At 73.8% G+C, this 15,765-nt stretch carries 15 protein-coding genes; 10 read left to right on the top strand and 5 right to left on the bottom strand.

From position 1 onward, the window contains the following. Window positions 1-529: 529 nt before the first annotated feature. Window positions 530-1,624, bottom strand: coding sequence for a septation protein SepH (gene sepH / locus ABD323_RS33460; protein WP_344445825.1), 1,095 nt, complete (start codon window positions 1,622-1,624; stop codon window positions 530-532). 495 nt (window positions 1,625-2,119) lie between these two features. Here sepH and ABD323_RS33455 point away from each other — a divergent pair, with 495 nt between their 5' ends. After that, window positions 2,120-3,025: a hypothetical protein gene (locus ABD323_RS33455; RefSeq protein ID WP_344445824.1), complete on the top strand. Its 906-nt coding sequence runs from the start codon at window positions 2,120-2,122 to the stop codon at window positions 3,023-3,025. A 43-nt stretch (window positions 3,026-3,068) separates the two neighbouring features. Here ABD323_RS33455 and ABD323_RS33450 read toward each other — a convergent pair whose 3' ends face one another. Both ABD323_RS33450 and ABD323_RS33445 read right to left on the bottom strand, forming a co-directional pair. After that, the gene (locus ABD323_RS33450; RefSeq protein WP_344445823.1) at window positions 3,069-4,385 is read right to left on the bottom strand and encodes a D-arabinono-1,4-lactone oxidase; all 1,317 of its coding nucleotides are present in this window, start codon (window positions 4,383-4,385) and stop codon (window positions 3,069-3,071) included. Window positions 4,386-4,588: 203 nt separating this feature from the next. Further along, window positions 4,589-5,830 carry an MFS transporter gene (locus tag ABD323_RS33445; protein ID WP_344445822.1) on the bottom strand — a complete coding sequence of 414 codons (1,242 nt, stop codon included), beginning with the start codon at window positions 5,828-5,830 and terminating at the stop codon, window positions 4,589-4,591. A 125-nt stretch (window positions 5,831-5,955) separates the two neighbouring features. Here ABD323_RS33445 and ABD323_RS33440 point away from each other — a divergent pair, with 125 nt between their 5' ends. Beyond that, entirely contained in the window at window positions 5,956-7,104 is a 1,149-nt protein-coding gene (locus tag ABD323_RS33440; protein ID WP_344445821.1) for a ferrochelatase, read from the top strand. Between the two features lie 34 nt (window positions 7,105-7,138). Continuing rightward, window positions 7,139-7,942, top strand: a complete 804-nt coding sequence (locus ABD323_RS33435; RefSeq protein WP_344445820.1) for an inositol monophosphatase family protein — start codon at window positions 7,139-7,141, stop codon at window positions 7,940-7,942. Window positions 7,943-8,099: 157 nt separating this feature from the next. Here the strand turns inward: ABD323_RS33435 and ABD323_RS33430 are convergent, their stop codons facing one another. Beyond that, window positions 8,100-8,282, bottom strand: coding sequence for a hypothetical protein (locus ABD323_RS33430; protein ID WP_344445819.1), 183 nt, complete (start codon window positions 8,280-8,282; stop codon window positions 8,100-8,102). Window positions 8,283-8,724: 442 nt separating this feature from the next. Between ABD323_RS33430 and ABD323_RS33425 the strand changes: the two genes are divergently transcribed. From ABD323_RS33425 to ABD323_RS33410, 4 genes are all read left to right on the top strand, one after another. Further along, window positions 8,725-9,378: a response regulator transcription factor gene (locus tag ABD323_RS33425; RefSeq protein WP_344445818.1), complete on the top strand. Its 654-nt coding sequence runs from the start codon at window positions 8,725-8,727 to the stop codon at window positions 9,376-9,378. Window positions 9,379-9,419: 41 nt separating this feature from the next. Then, window positions 9,420-10,706 (top strand): sensor histidine kinase, encoded by a 1,287-nt coding sequence (locus tag ABD323_RS33420; protein WP_344445817.1) that lies wholly within the window; start codon window positions 9,420-9,422, stop codon window positions 10,704-10,706. A 213-nt stretch (window positions 10,707-10,919) separates the two neighbouring features. Further along, window positions 10,920-11,900 carry an acyl-ACP desaturase gene (locus ABD323_RS33415; protein ID WP_344445816.1) on the top strand — a complete coding sequence of 327 codons (981 nt, stop codon included), beginning with the start codon at window positions 10,920-10,922 and terminating at the stop codon, window positions 11,898-11,900. A gap of 557 nt (window positions 11,901-12,457) precedes the next feature. Then, window positions 12,458-12,757, top strand: a complete 300-nt coding sequence (locus ABD323_RS33410; RefSeq protein WP_344445815.1) for a DUF4193 domain-containing protein — start codon at window positions 12,458-12,460, stop codon at window positions 12,755-12,757. Window positions 12,758-12,982: 225 nt separating this feature from the next. Here ABD323_RS33410 and ABD323_RS33405 read toward each other — a convergent pair whose 3' ends face one another. Further along, complete coding sequence (locus ABD323_RS33405; protein ID WP_425556250.1) at window positions 12,983-13,447, bottom strand: DUF3093 domain-containing protein; 465 nt, start codon at window positions 13,445-13,447, stop codon at window positions 12,983-12,985. A 246-nt stretch (window positions 13,448-13,693) separates the two neighbouring features. On the opposite strand from ABD323_RS33405, the gene ABD323_RS33400 reads away from it, so the two are divergent. From ABD323_RS33400 to ABD323_RS33390, 3 genes are all read left to right on the top strand, one after another. Further along, a complete protein-coding gene (locus ABD323_RS33400) occupies window positions 13,694-14,266 on the top strand; it encodes a PaaI family thioesterase (protein WP_344445826.1) in 573 nt (190 codons plus the stop codon). Beyond that, on the top strand, window positions 14,263-14,730 hold the full coding sequence (dut, locus tag ABD323_RS33395) for a dUTP diphosphatase (protein WP_344445813.1): 468 nt from the start codon (window positions 14,263-14,265) through the stop codon (window positions 14,728-14,730). The genes ABD323_RS33400 and dut overlap by 4 nt, the downstream gene beginning before the upstream one ends. Before the next feature lie 147 nt (window positions 14,731-14,877). Continuing rightward, window positions 14,878-15,705, top strand: coding sequence for a DUF3710 domain-containing protein (locus ABD323_RS33390; RefSeq protein WP_344445812.1), 828 nt, complete (start codon window positions 14,878-14,880; stop codon window positions 15,703-15,705). Window positions 15,706-15,765 lie beyond the last annotated feature (60 nt).

The raw sequence follows: 15,765 nt of genomic DNA, 5'->3' as shown, positions 1-15,765 counted from the left end.
CCCGCCCCCCCCCCCCCCCCCCCCCCCCCCCCCCGCCCCCGCCCCCGCCCCCGCCCCCGCCCCCGCCCCCCCCGGCCTGGCCCACGCCGGTCTTCGCCCCGCCCGGCCGCCGGGCCCGGCGCAGAGAAGCGGGTGAGCGGCAGAGCGGCCGGTGAGCCCGTTCACCGCAACTGCGGTTGCGGGTGCGGCGGTGCGCACGCAGAGAATGACCCGTGAGCTCTGGGACACCGTCAGACCCGCCGCCCGACCAGCCGTCCGACCCGTCCGCCGACCGGCCCTCGGGCTCGCCGGCCGAGCCGCCGTCGCAGCCGCCGTCCGGTCCGCCCTCGGGCCCGCTGGCCGGTCCGCCGGGCGGGTCGAGCGGCGGTTCCACCGGTGCTTCGGGCGGCGGCTCGACGGGTGGGGACTCCGGCGCGCCGGCCGGACCGCCGTCGGGTCCCACCTCGGGCTCGGACGGAGGGCCCCCCCCCCCCCCCGGCCCCCCCCCCCCCTGTCCCGCGTCCGCGCCGGGTCAGGGCGCGGACCCGGGTCACTCCTGCTTCTTGCGGCGACTGCCGAAGACGATCTCGTCCCAGCTGGGCACGGTGGCCCGGCGCCCGGGCCGCACGCCGTCCGCCTCGGCCTGCCGGTCGGTGGTGCCGACCAGCCGCTCGCGGTGCGGGGCGACCGCACGCGGCATCAGGATGTCCGCGTACGCCGAGCCCGCGCCGACGGCGGGCGCCGCGGCCGCGGCCGGCTCCTCGACCTGCTGCTCCTCCTCGGTCACCGGCGCCGGCGCGATGGCCGCCGCGGGCGCCGCCAGGTCACCGCGGAAGGCGGGGACCACGTCCAGCAGGCTGGTCAGCGAGTCCCTGGCCTCGGCGGTGGCCGCGGCGACGGTGGCCTCGCGGGCCGGCAGCCGGTCCGGCGCGGACATGATCCGGTCCGCGGAGGGGCGGTCGATCATCGGGCGCAGCGGGCGGTCGTGCGGGAGCCGGGCGATGCGCGGGATGAACGGGAAGACCGACTCCTCCTCGCGCTCGACGTTCTCGCCGATCAGCGCGCGGGCCTCGTCGTCGTTCGGCTGCACCAGGCGCCGCGGCGGGTCGTAGGTCCAGCTCGCGCTGCGGCCCTCACCGTCGGAGCGGTAGGAGAGGCAGACCTCCCAGGTGCCGTCGTCGCGCCGCCAGGAGTCCCAGCGCTCGGTCTCCTTCTCGGCGCCGCGCAGCAGCAGCCGCTCGGCGACGGCCTCGCCGAGCTGCGGGCCGGTCGACTCACCGGGGCGGCGGATGGGCGTCTTGCGGGCCCGCTCGGCCATGAAGGCACGCTCGGCCAGCACCGGACCCTCGAAGCGACGCACCCGGTCCACCGAGATGCCGGCGGCCTGGGCGACCTCCTCCGCGGAGGCACCGGCTCGTATCCGGGCCTGGATGTCACGGGGGCGGAGGTGGCTCTCCACCTCGATCTCGATCTGGCCGAGACGCGGGCGGTCACCACGGATGGCGGCGCGCAGCCGCTCGTCGATCGGGAGGGTGTACTCCGTGCTGTCGGCAGCCTTGAGGACCAGCCGTGTGCCGTCATTGCTGACAGCCACGACGCGCAGTTCGGGCACGGTTACCTCCCGGGTGGTGCCTGCCGACGTCACCTGCGTCGCTGCTCCCGTACTGAGTGTGGCCTGCCCGCTGTCGACTTGCCACAACCTTGCAGAGTTCTCCGGCGTGTCGGACTTCCGTCCGGTCACGCCGCTGTGGCACGGTTGCCTGTTCGCCGCGTCATGTGATGACGCCGCGTCAGTTGCCCCCGGCCGTTCCCCGCACGTGGATGTGGAGCGACGGTTCGGGTCTGGCGCCGCCGTGCGTGCCTGGTCCGCTGTCGTCATGCCGACTGCCGGTGGAAGGGCAGTCGAGAGGATGACCGAAGGCTCAGGCTCCACGAACAGTACTCCATTCGTGGCATCCACAGGGGCGGCTCGCCGCTCAAGTCTCCCGCGATTCACGGGAATCTCAAGAGTAGAGACCCCGATGGCGGACCGCCGATCAGTTGACGGTGATCATCTTCACATATATCGACTGCAAGACGTTGGATTTTCGACCCCTGTGTCCTTCTTTGTGCACAATGGGCGGGCTTATCTGATTGATGGATGAATCTGACCACACGTAGGACCGAGGGGGCGCTGATGCCGGAGCCGACGGAGCGGGACACCGCCGAACGGAAGGCCGACCAGGGTCGGCGGATCGACCTGACCCTGGCCCAGGTCACCGCCAGCGCGCTGGCGGCCGTGGTCGGCGCGGTGCTCGCCTCGGAGCTCGGGGTCTACGGCACGGTGATCGGCGCGGCGGTGGTCAGCATCGGTGCGACCACCGGCGGCGCCCTCTTCCAGCACGCCTTCCGGCGCACCGGCGAGCAGCTGCGCGAGGTGGCCGACCGGGGGCCGGGCCGCTCGGTGAACGACCTGCGGCAGGCGCCGCCGGCGGACACCGAGCCGGCCGCGAGCGGGTGGCACCCGCCGGGCGCGGGGGAGTGGACGGACTCGCCGGTGCTGCGGGCCCGGCGCCGCTGGACCTGGCGGACCTACGCGGCGGTCTCGGCACTGGTCTTCGCGCTGGCGATGACGCCGATCGTCGGTGTGGAGCTGGCCGCCGGCAGGAACCTGCACTCGATCACCACCGGGCAGGACGGCAGCGGCACCTCGGTCTTCCCGCGCGAGGAGCGCAGGCCGCAGCCCGCGCCCTCGCGGCCCGCCGGCGGCGCCGGGGCCGGCTCCTCGCCGAGCCCGCAGGACCGCGGCCCGACGCCGACGAGCCCGTCGCCCGGCTCGTCGGCCTCCCCGTTCACCGGTGCGAGCCCGGCCACCGGGCCGGCGACCCCCGCGCCCGCGGGAACACCGACGCCGAGCCCGACCCCCTCGCCGTCCCCGGGCACCGGCTCGCCGTCGGCCACCGCGCCGTCGACGACGCCCTCCCCGTCGGCCTCGGCGCCGGCCTCCGCGGGCCAGGGCGCCGGGGCGGGCGCCGCGGTGGCGGACCGGGGCACGCCCTCGCCCTGAGTACCGGCCCGTGGTGGCGCGGGACCGCGGTCGCGGGCGGCCGTCAGCTGCCGAGCACCCGCCGCAGGTAGGGGTTGGTGAAGACCAGCTCCGGGTCGACCCGTGCCCGCAGCGCGGCGAAGTCCGCGAAGTGCGGGTAGACGTCGGCCAGGTACTCGGCGTCCCGGGTGTGCAGCTTGCCCCAGTGCGGGCGGCCCCGGTAGGCGGTCATCAGCCGCTCGACCGCGGCGAAGTACCCCGGGTCGGTGGTGCCGCGGTAGAGGTGGACGGCGATGTAGACGCTGTCGCGGCCGCCGGCGGTGGAGAGCCAGAGGTCGTCGGCGGGCGCGGTGCGCACCTCCACCGGGAAGCTGATCTTCCAGTCGTTGCGCTCCACCAGCGCCTTCAGCTCGCGCAGCACCTCGGTCGCCGCCTCGCGCGGCACCGCGTACTCCATCTCGGTGAAGCGCACCTTGCGCGGGCTGGTGAAGACCCGGTGGGCCACGTCGGTGTAGCTGCGCTCGGACCAGGCCCGGCTGGCCACCGCGGCGATGGTCGGGATGCTGCGCGGGAAGGCCCGGCCGATCCGGCAGGCGCCCTCCCAGACCGTGTTGGAGAGGAAGTCGTCGTCCAGCCAGCTGCGGAAGCCGGGCAGCGGGGCGGCCGGCCCCTGGCTGCGGTTGTTGCGCTTGGTGCTGCACCGGTCGGTGTGCGGGAACCAGTAGAACTCGAAGTGCTCGTTGACCGCGGTCAGGTGGTCGAAGTTCGCGATCACCTCGTCGAACGCCATCGGCCGCTCGTGCGCGGTCAGCAGGAAGGCCGGCTCGACGCCGAAGGTGATCGCGCTGATCACCCCGAGGGCGCCCAGGCCCAGCCGCGCGCCCTCGAACAGCTCGGGGTCCTCGGTCGCCGAGCAGGTGCGCACGCTGCCGTCGGCGAGCACGATCTCCACCGCGCGGATCTGCGCGGCGAGCGAGCCGGAGTCGCGGCCGGTGCCGTGGGTGCCGGTGCTGGTCGCGCCGGCCACCGTCTGGACCTCGATGTCGCCCATGTTGGTCAGCCCCAGCCCGGCGGCCGCCAGCAGCCGGTTGAGCTTGGCCAGCGGCAGGCCCGACTCGACGGTGACCGTGCCGGCCTCGCGGTCCAGCTCGCGCAGCGCCGTGAGCGCGTCCGGCCGGATCAGCACGCCGGCGCCGGCCGAGGCGATGTCGGTGAAGGAGTGCCCGGAGCCGACCGCCTTCGCGGTGAGCCCGTCCGCGGCGGCCCGGGTGACCGCCTCGGCCAGTTCCTCGGTGCTCGCCGGGGTGACCGTCCGGCTCGGCTCGGCGCTCTGGTTGCCCGCCCAGTTGCTCCAACGGCCGGTGGTGACGGTGGCGGGCATGCGAGGGCCTCCTGCGGCAGGGCGGTGCTACCGATGGGTAGTGGGAACGGAGCCTAGCCACGCCCGCCCGGCCGGTCTACGGCCTGCGCCGACCCTCTCGCGATCCGGAACACCGGGTACCCCTCCGGGTCCGGGTCGCTGCCCCGGCACGGCCCCGGCCCCGGCTGCCGCGCCGCTGCTGCGCGTGCGACCCGTCGGACCCGTCAGTGCGCGACCGGTACCGCCGGCGGCAGCTCGGCGGTGCTCTCGCTGTGCAGCCACCGCCCGCAGGCCAGCGCGGTGAGTGCGGCGAAGACCGCGGCGCCGACCGCCACCCCGTAGCCGGCCGCCGCGCCGTGGGCGTCCACCAGCCAGCCGGACACCGAGGAGCCGCCGGCCACGCCGAGCGCCAGCCCGGTGGTGGTCCAGGTCATCCCCTCGGTCAGCTGGGCGGCGGGTACCAGGCGCTCGACCAGCGCCATCGTGGTGATCATGGTCGGGGATATCGAGATGCCGGCCAGGAAGAGCGCCCCGCCCAGCGCCGCCAGCCCGGCCACGCCGGTGCACCAGGAGGCGACCAGGACCAGCGGGACCACGCTGACGGCCATCGCGGCGACCCAGACCTGGAACCGCCGGGCCGGGGTGCCGTGCGGCTTGAGCGCCCCGAAGACCAGGCCGGCCAGGCCCGAGCCCAGTGCGTACAGCGCCAGCACCAGGCTGGCCGCCGCCTTGTGGTGCTGCTCCTGGGCGAAGGCCACGGTGACCACCTCGACCGAGCCGAAGATCGCGCCGGTGGCGATGAAGGTCAGCACCAGCACCCGCAGCCCGGGCGAGCCGATCGCGGAGCCGCCGGCGTGCCGGGAGCCGGGATGGACCGGCGGCTCGGTGCGGCGCTGCGCGGTGAAGAGCGCCACGCCGACCGCCAGGAAGACGCCGGCCAGCAGCAGCCCGGCCTCCGGGAAGAGCGAGGTCGCCAGCCCGATCGACAGGATCGGCCCGACGATGAAGATGACCTCGTCGACCACCGACTCCAGGGAGTACGCGGTGTGCAGCTTGGCCTCGTCGCTGCGGTAGAGGTGGGCCCAGCGGGCCCGCACCATCGCGCCGGTGCTCGGCATCACGCCGACCCCGGCCGCGCAGACGAAGAGCGTCCAGTCGGGCGCGCCGAAGCGGGTGCAGAGCAGCATCGCGATGGTCGCCAGGATGGTCACCACGGTGGCCGGGACCGCCACCCGGCGCTGGCCGTGCCGGTCCACCAGCCGCGAGACCAGCGGTCCCAGCGCGGCGGCGGCCAGCGCCATGGTCGCCGAGACCGCACCGGCCAGCGCGTAGGAGCCGCGCAGCTGGGAGAGCATCGTGACGATGCCGATGCCGGTCATGGAGATCGGCAGTCGGGAGACGAACCCGGTGCTGCAGAAGGCCAGGCTGCCCGGCGCGGCGAATATCTGACGATAGCTGGACAGCACGACCGCTCCGGAAGGTAATGAACATGGCCTACTAAGACAGCTTACGGAGGTTGGCAAACCAGATAAACCGGGCGCCGGGCGGGCCCAGGCCACCCCACCCCGGCGCGCAGTGGCAGGATCGGGGCATGCCTGACGCGCACCAGCCCGCCGACCCCGTCGGCTCGGCCGCCCCCTACGACGCCCTGCTGCTGCTCTCCTTCGGCGGCCCGGAGGCCCCCGAGGACGTGGTGCCGTTCCTGGAGAACGTCACCCGCGGCCGGGGCATCCCCAAGGAGCGGCTGGTCGAGGTCGGCCGGCACTACTTCCTCTTCGGCGGCGTCAGCCCGATCAACGCGCAGAACCGCGAGCTGCTCGCCGCCCTGCGCAAGGACTTCGCCGAGCACGGCCTGGACCTGCCCCTCTACTGGGGCAACCGGAACTGGGCCCCCTACCTGGTGGACACCCTGCGCGAGCTCGCCGCCGACGGCCACCGCCGGATCGCCGTGCTCGCCACCAGCGCCTACGCCGGCTACTCCGGGTGCCGCCAGTACCGGGAGAACCTCGCGGACGCGCTCGCGACGCTGGCCGCCGAGGGCGGCCCGGAGCTGCGGGTCGACAAGCTGCGGCACTTCTACAACCACCCCGGCTTCGTCGAGCCGATGATCGAGGCCACCCTGGCCGCGCTGGACCGGCTGCCCGCCGAGGTCCGCGACGGCGCCGAGCTGGTCTTCACCACGCACTCCATCCCGACCGCGATGGCGAGCACCTCCGGCGCCCCCGACGACCCCGCCCGCGGCACCCCGGGCGGCGCCTACGTCGCCCAGCACCTGGAGGTCGCCGGCCTGGTCGCCGCCGCGGTGGCCCGGGCCACCGGCGCGGTGGACCGCCGCTGGCAGCTGGTCTACCAGAGCCGCAGCGGCTCCCCGCAGATCCCGTGGCTGGAGCCGGACGTCTGCGACCACCTGGAGACGCTGCACGCGGGCGGCGCGCCGGCCGCCGTGCTGGTCCCGATCGGCTTCGTCTCGGACCACATGGAGGTCAAGTACGACCTCGACACCGAGGCGGTGGCCAAGGCCGCCGAGCTGGGCCTGCCACTCGCCCGGGCGGCCACCGTGGGCGCCGACCCGCGCTTCGCGGCCGCCGTGCGCGAACTGGTCCTGGAGCGGGCCGCCGCCGAGCGTGGCGCCCCGGTGCGGCGCCGCGCGCTCGGCGCGCTCGGCCCCAGTCACGACCTGTGCGCGGCCGCCTGCTGCCCCAACCCGCGCGCCCCGCGACCGGCCGCCGCCCAGAGCTGACCGACCGTCACCACCCCCGTGGGAGGAACCCGCCGTGCCCGACCAGAACCTGCTCGACGACCTGCTCGACCTCGCGCTGGAGGCCGCCGCCGAGGCCGGCGCGCTGCTGCGCGACGGCCGGCCGGCCGACCTGGGCGTCGCGGCCACCAAGAGCAGCCCGGTGGACGTGGTCACCGAGATGGACCTCGCCTCCGAGAAGCTGATCGTGGAGCTGATCACCGCCCGCCGCCCGCACGACGGCTACCTCGGCGAGGAGGGCACCGAGCGCCCCGGCGCCAGCGGCGTGCGCTGGGTCGTCGACCCGCTCGACGGAACGGTCAACTACCTCTACGGGCTGCCCAACTGGGCGGTGAGCGTGGCCGCCGAGCTGGACGGCGTGGCGGTCGTCGGGGTGGTCGCCGCGCCGGCCCGCGGCGAGCTCTTCCAGGCGGTGCTCGGCCGAGGCGCCCTGCTCGACGGCCGCCCGCTGACCGGCCGCCCGGCCCCGCCGTGGGGGCAGGCGCTGGTCGCCACCGGTTTCAACTACGTGCAGGGCCGCCGGGTGCACCAGGCCGAGGTGCTGCACCGGCTGATGCCCGAGGTGCGCGACATCCGGCGCGGCGGCGCGGCGGCCCTGGACCTGTGCGACCTGGCCGCCGGGCGGCTGGACGGCTACTACGAGCGCGGCCTGGCCCCCTGGGACCTGGCGGCCGGCGGCCTGGAGGCCCGCGAGGCCGGGCTGCGCCCCGGCGGCCGACCGGGCGAGCCCGCCTCCGGCGAGCTCGTGGTGGCCGCGCCGCCCGGCACCTTCGAGCCGCTGCAGGCCCGGCTGGAGGAGTTCGGCGCCTGGCACGACTGACGCCCGCTGACACCCCGCGCGCGGGGGCCGCGAGCAGCGAGCCCCGGCACAGTGACTGTGCCGGGGCTCGGGGAGTGTTGGGGGCCGGTCGGCCGGCCCGGGGCAGGAGGACGGGTGCGGACCAGGCGCGTGTGGCGGCCCGGTCCGGCGCGGTGGGTCAGGCGCTGCGGGGCAGTGCGAGCACCGGGTCGACGCCGTGGTCGGCGGCGAGGCGGCGCAGGTCGTCCAGTTCGGACTGTTCCACTTCGGCCAGGAACTCGTCCCCGGACTCGAGTGCACGGTGCAGATCCTGCTCGGCGTTCCTTATGCGCTGCAGGATTCCGGCGGTGAAGGCGTCCATGCGGGCAGACCCCCTTGCGGTGTCGGACGTGCGCGGTCGAGCGTTCTCCGGTCGGGAGGCTGCGGTGCTCCATCGGCTGCGCCCGACCGGTCGGCTGGCCCCGGTGCCGGCGCTGCTACGGCCTCGGGCCGCTTCGGTGGATCTGCGATCCCCCAGCCGGTGCGGATGAACGCGCGGCGGGTGGGTGCGATCGCCTGACGGCGTGATCGCGGGTGTGCATTCGTCCTCCCCAGCCTCGGGGGCGGGAAACCTCCCCGGGCCGAGAAAGCCGAGAAAGTTGCCGCTGTCACATGCGCCGGCCCCTGTGCCGATCCCGGGCCGGGCCGCCTTACCGCTGCTTTACGCCGCCGCGAGGCAGGATGGAGGCACCGTCGGAGTCGCAGGCCCGCGTACGGGACCTCCGGGATCCCGCCGCGCGTGCCCCAGAGAAGGGACAACCGCTGTGCGGGTTCTTGTCGTCGAGGACGAGCAGCTGCTCGCCGAAGCCGTGGCCACCGGCCTGCGCCGGGAGGCCATGGCGGTCGACGTGGTGTACGACGGTGAGGCCGCGCTGCAACGGATCGCGGTCAACGACTACGACGTCGTGGTGCTCGACCGGGACCTGCCACTGGTGCACGGCGACGACGTCTGCCGCAGCGTCGTCGAGCAGGGCCTGGCCACCCGGGTGATCATGCTGACCGCCTCCGGCGACATCAGCGACCGGGTCGAGGGCCTGGAGATCGGCGCCGACGACTACCTGCCCAAGCCGTTCGCCTTCAGCGAACTCGTCGCCCGGGTCCGCGCGTTGGGCCGACGCGCCACCGTGCCGCTGCCGCCCGTGCTGGACCGTGCCGGGATCACCCTGGACCCGGGCCGGCGCGAGGTGCTGCGCGAGGGCCGCTCGATCCAGCTGGCCCCCAAGGAGTTCGCCGTCCTGGAGGTCCTGATGCGGGCCGGCGGCGCCGTGGTCTCCGCCGAGCAACTGCTGGAGAAAGCCTGGGACGAGCACACCGACCCCTTCACCAACGTGGTGCGGGTGACCGTGATGACGCTGCGCCGCAAGCTCGGCGACCCCGCCGTCATCGTCACCGTGCCGGGTTCCGGCTACCGGATCTGACCCCCATCTCCGCACCCTCCACCCCCAAGGGGACGACAGACATGACCACCCCGCCCACCACCGGCGGGCCCTCCGGCAGTTCCGGTACGGTGCCGCCGCGCCCCGAGCACCCGCCGCGCCCCGCCGCGCCGCCGCACAACGCCCCCTACACCCCCGGGGACGGCCTGAGCTGGCTGCCCTTCCGGCCCACCATCAGGATCCGGCTCACCCTGCTCTACGGCGGGATGTTCCTGATGGCCGGGGTCCTGCTGCTGCTCCTGATGTACTTCTTCGTCCGGACCGCCTTCCAGGACGCCGGCCTGCCGCAGATCACCCTCAGCCCCGGGGTCACCGGCACGATCAACAACCAGCCGGTCTCCGGCCCCGAGTTCAACCAGATCCTGCAGGCGATCCAGACCGCCCGCGCGCACGCCGAGCTGGACACCCTGCTGCGCCGCGCGCTGACCGTGCTGGTCGCGCTCGCGGTGATCGCCTTCGTGGCCGGCTACGCGATGGCCGGCCGGGTGCTGCACCCGCTGGGCCGGATCACCCGCGCGGCGCGCGAGGTGGCCGGCTCCGACCTGCACCGCCGGATCGAGCTGGGCGGGCCCGACGACGAGCTCAAGGAGCTCGCCGACACCTTCGACGACATGCTCGACCGGCTGGACCGCTCCTTCGACTCGCAGCGCCGTTTCGTGGCGAACGCCTCGCACGAGCTGCGCACCCCGCTGGCGATCAACCGCACCCTGCTGGAGGTGCAGCTCTCGGACCCCGAGACCTCGCCCGACCTGCAGCAGCTCGGCAAGACCCTGCTGGCCACCAACGAGCGCAGCGAGCAGCTGGTGGAGGGCCTGCTGCTGCTCGCCCGCAGCGACAACGAGCTGACCGACCGGCGGCCGGTGCAACTCTCCGAGGTGGCCGCCCGGGCCATCGAGCAGCTGCGCTCCGAGGCGACCGACCGCGAGGTGGAGATCCGCTCGGAGCTGCACCCGGTGGCCGTCTCGGGCAACGGCGTGCTGCTGGAGCGGGTCGCGCTGAACCTGCTGCAGAACGCGGTGCGCTACAACCTCCCCGACGGATGGGTGGAGATCACCACCGCGCCGGGGCCCGGCGGGATCGGCGAGCTGGTGGTCAGCAACACCGGGCCGGTGGTCCCGGGCTACGAGCTCGAGCACATCTTCGAGCCGTTCCGCCGGGTCAAGGGGGCCGAGCGGACCCGCAGCGACAAGGGCGTCGGCCTCGGGCTCTCGATCGTGCGCTCGGTGGTCCGCGCGCACGGCGGATCCATCGAGGCCGCACCGCGCCCCGGCGGCGGGCTGTCGATGCGGGTACGAATCCCCGGGGGCTGAGCCGCCCGCCGACGCGGCACCCGAGGGTGGCAGGGCCCGGTGCGGCCCACCGCCCGGCCCCGCGCTGTCCGCGGGACCGCCACCGGGGCCCTGGCCGGCCCCTTCGCCGACGTGAAGTGGCTGGCCAGGGCGCTTGTCTTTTCCGGTCCGAACAACTTACGGTGTCGTAACCTACGCATCCGTAGGTGACCCGTCCCCTCAGGAGCTCCCGTCGTGACCATCGCACCCGCTCAGCGCACCGGTTCGACCGCCTGGACCGATGCCCGGCTGATCCTCGCCCTGGAAGAGGTGGTGGAGACCGAGCTCAACCGGCACCTCGCCATAGCCAAGGAATGGATGCCGCACGAGTACATCCCGTGGAGCCGGGGACGGGACTTCGACGGGGTGCTGGGCGGCGAGGCGTGGCACGTCGAGCAGTCCGGGGTGACCCCGCTGGGGCGCATCTCGCTGGTGGTCAACCTGCTGACCGAGGACAACCTCCCCAGCTACCACCACGAGATCGCCACCATGTTCGGCCGCGAGGGCGCCTGGGGGACCTGGGTGCACCGCTGGACGGCCGAGGAGGGCCGCCACGGCATCGCCATCCGCGACTACCTGCTGGCGACCCGTGCGGTCGACCCGGTGGCCCTGGAGCGGGCCCGGATGGACCACATGTCGGCCGGCTTCGAGTCCGACAACGCGCACAGCATGCTGCACTCGGTGGCCTACGTGGCCTTCCAGGAGCTCGCGACCCGGATCTCGCACCGCAACACCGGCCACTACGCCGGCGACCCGCTCTGCGAGCAGCTGCTGGCGAAGATCGCCAACGACGAGAACCTGCACATGGTCTTCTACCGCAACCTGCTCAAGGCGGCCCTGGAGATCGCGCCGGACCTCGCCATGCAGGCGATCCGCGACGTGGTGACCGACTTCCGGATGCCCGGCCACGGGATGCCCGGCTTCGAGCGCTCGGCCGCCCAGATCGCCATCGGCGGCATCTACAACCTGCGGATCCACCACGACGACGTGCTGCAGCCGGTGCTGCGCAACCTGCGGGTGATGGAGGTCGGCGGGCTGGGTCCGGCGGGCCTGCGGGCCCAGGAGGAGCTCGGGCTCTTCCTCGGCGGCCTGGACGCCCAGGCCACCCGCTTCGACGAGCGGCAGGCCGCGCTGCTGGCTCGGCGGGCCGCCAACGCCGCCCGGAAGGCCGGCTGAGCCCGCCCGGGACGGCCGGCTGAGTCCGCTCGGGATGGCCGGCTGAGTCCGCTCGGGATGGCCGGCTGAGGCGAGCGGTGCCAGCGAGGCCCACCCGGGTCCGGGCGGGCCGGTTCCGGCGGTTTCGCCCGAAAAATACCGCAAGGTGACGAAGCTCACATCCGATCGCGGGACACGTTCGGATGATCTCTCAGCGTGATCGCCGACCCCGCGGTGATCCTTGCGCAGGGTAGCCGGATCCGGTAGCGCCCGTTCCGCTCGGCGGGGCCGTCAACAAGCCTCCGACCTGGGCAGAGGTGCTCTGGCGCGATGCTCCCGGGGGGCGTACCATCACCTTCCGTATTCGGTGGGGAAGGGTCGTGGGCCACCGCCGGCCACGGTCCGCAGGACCCCCGCAGGCGGCTTCGATCACCCGCTCGGACCCGCCGCTGAGTGTCGATTGAGTAACAGGGCTTGAAGTAAGGCACAATCTCGGCCTCGGGTCGGGCACAAGACCGGCCCCTCATGCGTTACGTGCGCTGGAGATACCCGCACACACCCAGAGGGGGAGAGCGAACATGGCAACGGACTACGACACCCCACGTAAGACCGATGACGACCTCAACGAGGACAGCCTCGAGGAGCTGAAGGCGCGTCGGAACGAGAAGTCGACCAGCTCGGTCGACGTCGACGAGTTCGACGCGAACGAGGGCCTCGAACTGCCCGGAGCAGACCTCTCCAACGAGGAACTGTCCGTCCGGGTGCTGCCCCGCCAGGCCGACGAGTTCACCTGCATGAGCTGCTTCCTGGTGCACCACCGCAGCCAGCTGTACAGCGAGAAGAACGGGAACCCGATCTGCAAGGACTGTGGGGCCTGAGCGTCGGGCGGACAGGGTCCGAGCTCGGTGGTCCAGGTGCACGCCACCGCCACCGGCTCGGCACACCGCCCCGTCCGGGCCGCCTGGCCGGTCCGGAGGCTGATCTCGCGTCCGCCGTCGCGGGCGCACACGAACGGAGAAGGGACGGACCGCGCAGGCGGGCCGTCCCTTCTCCGTGTCACCACCCGTCCCGACCGGCCGTGGCGGCCGGACCGGACCGGGACCTCACCGCGGCGGCGTCACCGTCGCCGTCCGGGCCCGCTCCTGCTCGATGGCCGCGGCGAGCGCCTGCGGGTCGCGGGTGGAGAGGTAGAGGTAGGGGGTGGGGTCGGCCGGGTCGGTCACCTCGACCCGCAGCGCGGTCGGCAGGTAGCTGCGCAGCAGCATGAAGGCCCGTGGATCGGCCTTCACCGAGCGCCAGGCCACGGTCTCCTTGGCGTCCAGCGGCCGGGCCTCGCCCAGCGCCGCCAGCGGGATCCGGGCCTGCCCGGCCACCAGCGAGCCCTGCACCACCCGGATCCGGGCCGAGCCGTACCCGCTGAGCGCGACCGCGCCCGCCACGGCGCCCACCACCAGGCCGATCAGGCCCGGCACCGGGCCGAAGCGCAGCAGGATCAGGCCGAGCGAGAGGCCGGCGCCGACGGGCAGCAGCCACCAGGAGCGGGGAGCGGTGAGGCGTTCGTCGTACATGCCTCCCATTGTGGGCGTCGATTCCGTGGACCCGGCACCAGCCCCCACGGGCGTGGCATCGGCCCTGGTCCCGGCGGCGGTGACGGCAATCCCGGCCCCGCGCGGCGGCGGGGGGCGTCCGCCGGGCGGAACCACTGGTGCGCGTGTTGCTACTGGCCGGTAGGGTCGCCTGCTGTGACTGGATCCCTCTCGCCGAACCCCACTCCGCAGGGCTCCGCCGGGCCCGCCGAGCCGCCCCGTCAGCCGCTGACCCCGACCAGCCCGCCGGACGACGCCGTGCTGCCCGCGCGCCACCCCGAGGCCCCCGCCCCCGGGACCGCGATCGGCTCGCACTACGTGCACTGCTTCGGCTGCGGCCCGCAGCAGACGGGCGGCCTGCAGATGGACGTGCGGGCCGGCGAAGGGCTCGACGTCACCGCCGAGTTCGTCGTCAAGCCGCTGCACCAGGGTGGCCCGGGCCTGGCCCACGGCGGCATCCTGGTGACCGCGATGGACGAGACCCTCGGCTCGCTCAACTGGCTCCTGCACACCGCCGCGGTCACCGGACGGCTGGAGTCGGACTTCGTCCGTCCCGTCCCGGTCGACTCGCTGCTGCACATCCGGGCCTGGGTCACCGGCGTGGTGGGGCGGAAGATCTACTGCGCGGGCGAAGGGCGGATCGGCGGGCCCGAGGGTCCGGTCGCGATCCGGGCGCAGGCGCTCTTCATCCAGGTGAAGCTGGAACACTTCACCACGCACGGTCGTCCCGAGGACATCAAAGCCGCTCTGGACGACCCCGATCTGTTCAAGCGCGCCAGAGCCTTCGAGGTGAATCCGTGAGTTCCACCGCCCGTCCGCCGGTCGACGTCCTGATCCGGCGACTTGACCCCGGTATGCCGATGCCCGCCTACGCCCTGCCGGGGGACGCCGGAGCGGACCTGTGCACCGCCGTCGACGCCGAGCTGGAGCCGGGCGAGCGCGCCGTTGTTCCCACCGGTATCTCCATCGCGTTGCCGGACGGCTACGCGGCGTTCGTCCACCCGCGCTCGGGCCTCGCAGCTCGTTGCGGAGTTGCGCTCGTGAACGCCCCAGGGACGGTCGATGCCGGGTACCGTGGTGAGATCAAGGTGATCGTCGTCAACCTGGATCCGCGCGAGCGGGTCAGCTTCCGTCGTGGGGACCGGATCGCCCAGCTGGTGATCCAGCAGGTCGAGAAGGCCCGCTTCCACGAGGTGGCCGAACTGCCCGGGTCCGCGCGTGCCGAGGGTGGGTTCGGGTCGACCGGCGGCCACGCAGCGGTCTAACATGCCGCCGCTCGGTCCGTCGGGGCCGACACCGACGTCAGTACGTGTGAAGTACGAGTGACCCAGTACGTGTGAACCAGTACGTGTGACTCAGCAGAAAGCCGAGCAGGCATTCGCATCGGTCTTGGACCGGGAAGGACAGTGACCGTGTTCCGTCGTCGCCACAAGAGCGAGGACGCTGTCGAGCAGCTCGCCGAGGACGCCATCAGCGCCGACGAGACGGCCGATGACGTCGAAGGTTCCGTCGACTCCGAGAGCGAGAACCTGACCGAGGCCGATGAGGCCGAGGAGACCGAGGTGGACCTGGCCGACCGCGTCGGCCTGCCGCCGGCCCCTCGTCCGGACGGCCCGTGGGACCACTCGGAGCTGGAGAGTCCGGAGGAGGGCCGGGTCGACCTCGGCGGTCTTCTGGTCCCCGGTGTCGAGGGCATGGAGCTGCGGGTCGAGGTGGCCGGCGACGCGATCGTGGCCGCCACCCTGGTACTCGGCAACAGCGCCATCCAGCTCCAGGCCTTCGCCGCTCCCAAGTCCGAGGGGATCTGGAGCGAGGTTCGCGAGGAGATCGCCAACGGCATCTCCGGCCAGGGCGGCCTCGTCGAGGAGGAGGAGGGCCCGCTCGGCTGGCACCTGCGCGCGCAGGTCCCGGTCCAGCTGCCCGACGGCACCCAGGGCGTGCAGCTCGTCCGCTTCGTCGGCTGCGACGGACCGCGCTGGTTCCTGCGCGGCGTCATCTCCGGCCAGGCCGCCGTGCAGCCGGAGTCGGCGGACATTCTCGAGCAGGTCTTCCGGCAGACCGTGGTCGTCCGGGGCGAGACGCCGATGGCTCCGCGCGACCCGATCGTGCTGAAGCTGCCCGAGGACGCCCAGATGGTCGCGGACGGTGGCGTCGGTGCCCCCGAGAGCGAGGCCTCCCGCTTCGGCGACGCCACGCTCAGCCCCTTCGCGCGCGGCCCGGAGATCACCGAGGTCCGCTGACACTCGGAGGTCCTCTGACCTCGTCGGGCCCGGGCAGCTCGGCTGCCCGGGGCCGGTTTG

It is taken from the genome of Kitasatospora nipponensis, assembly GCF_039528135.1.
In the GTDB taxonomy this organism is placed as follows: Bacteria; Actinomycetota; Actinomycetes; order Streptomycetales; family Streptomycetaceae; genus Kitasatospora; species Kitasatospora nipponensis.
Note: the sequence above shows the minus strand (reverse complement) of the source record. Positions and strands in the feature narration are given on the sequence as shown.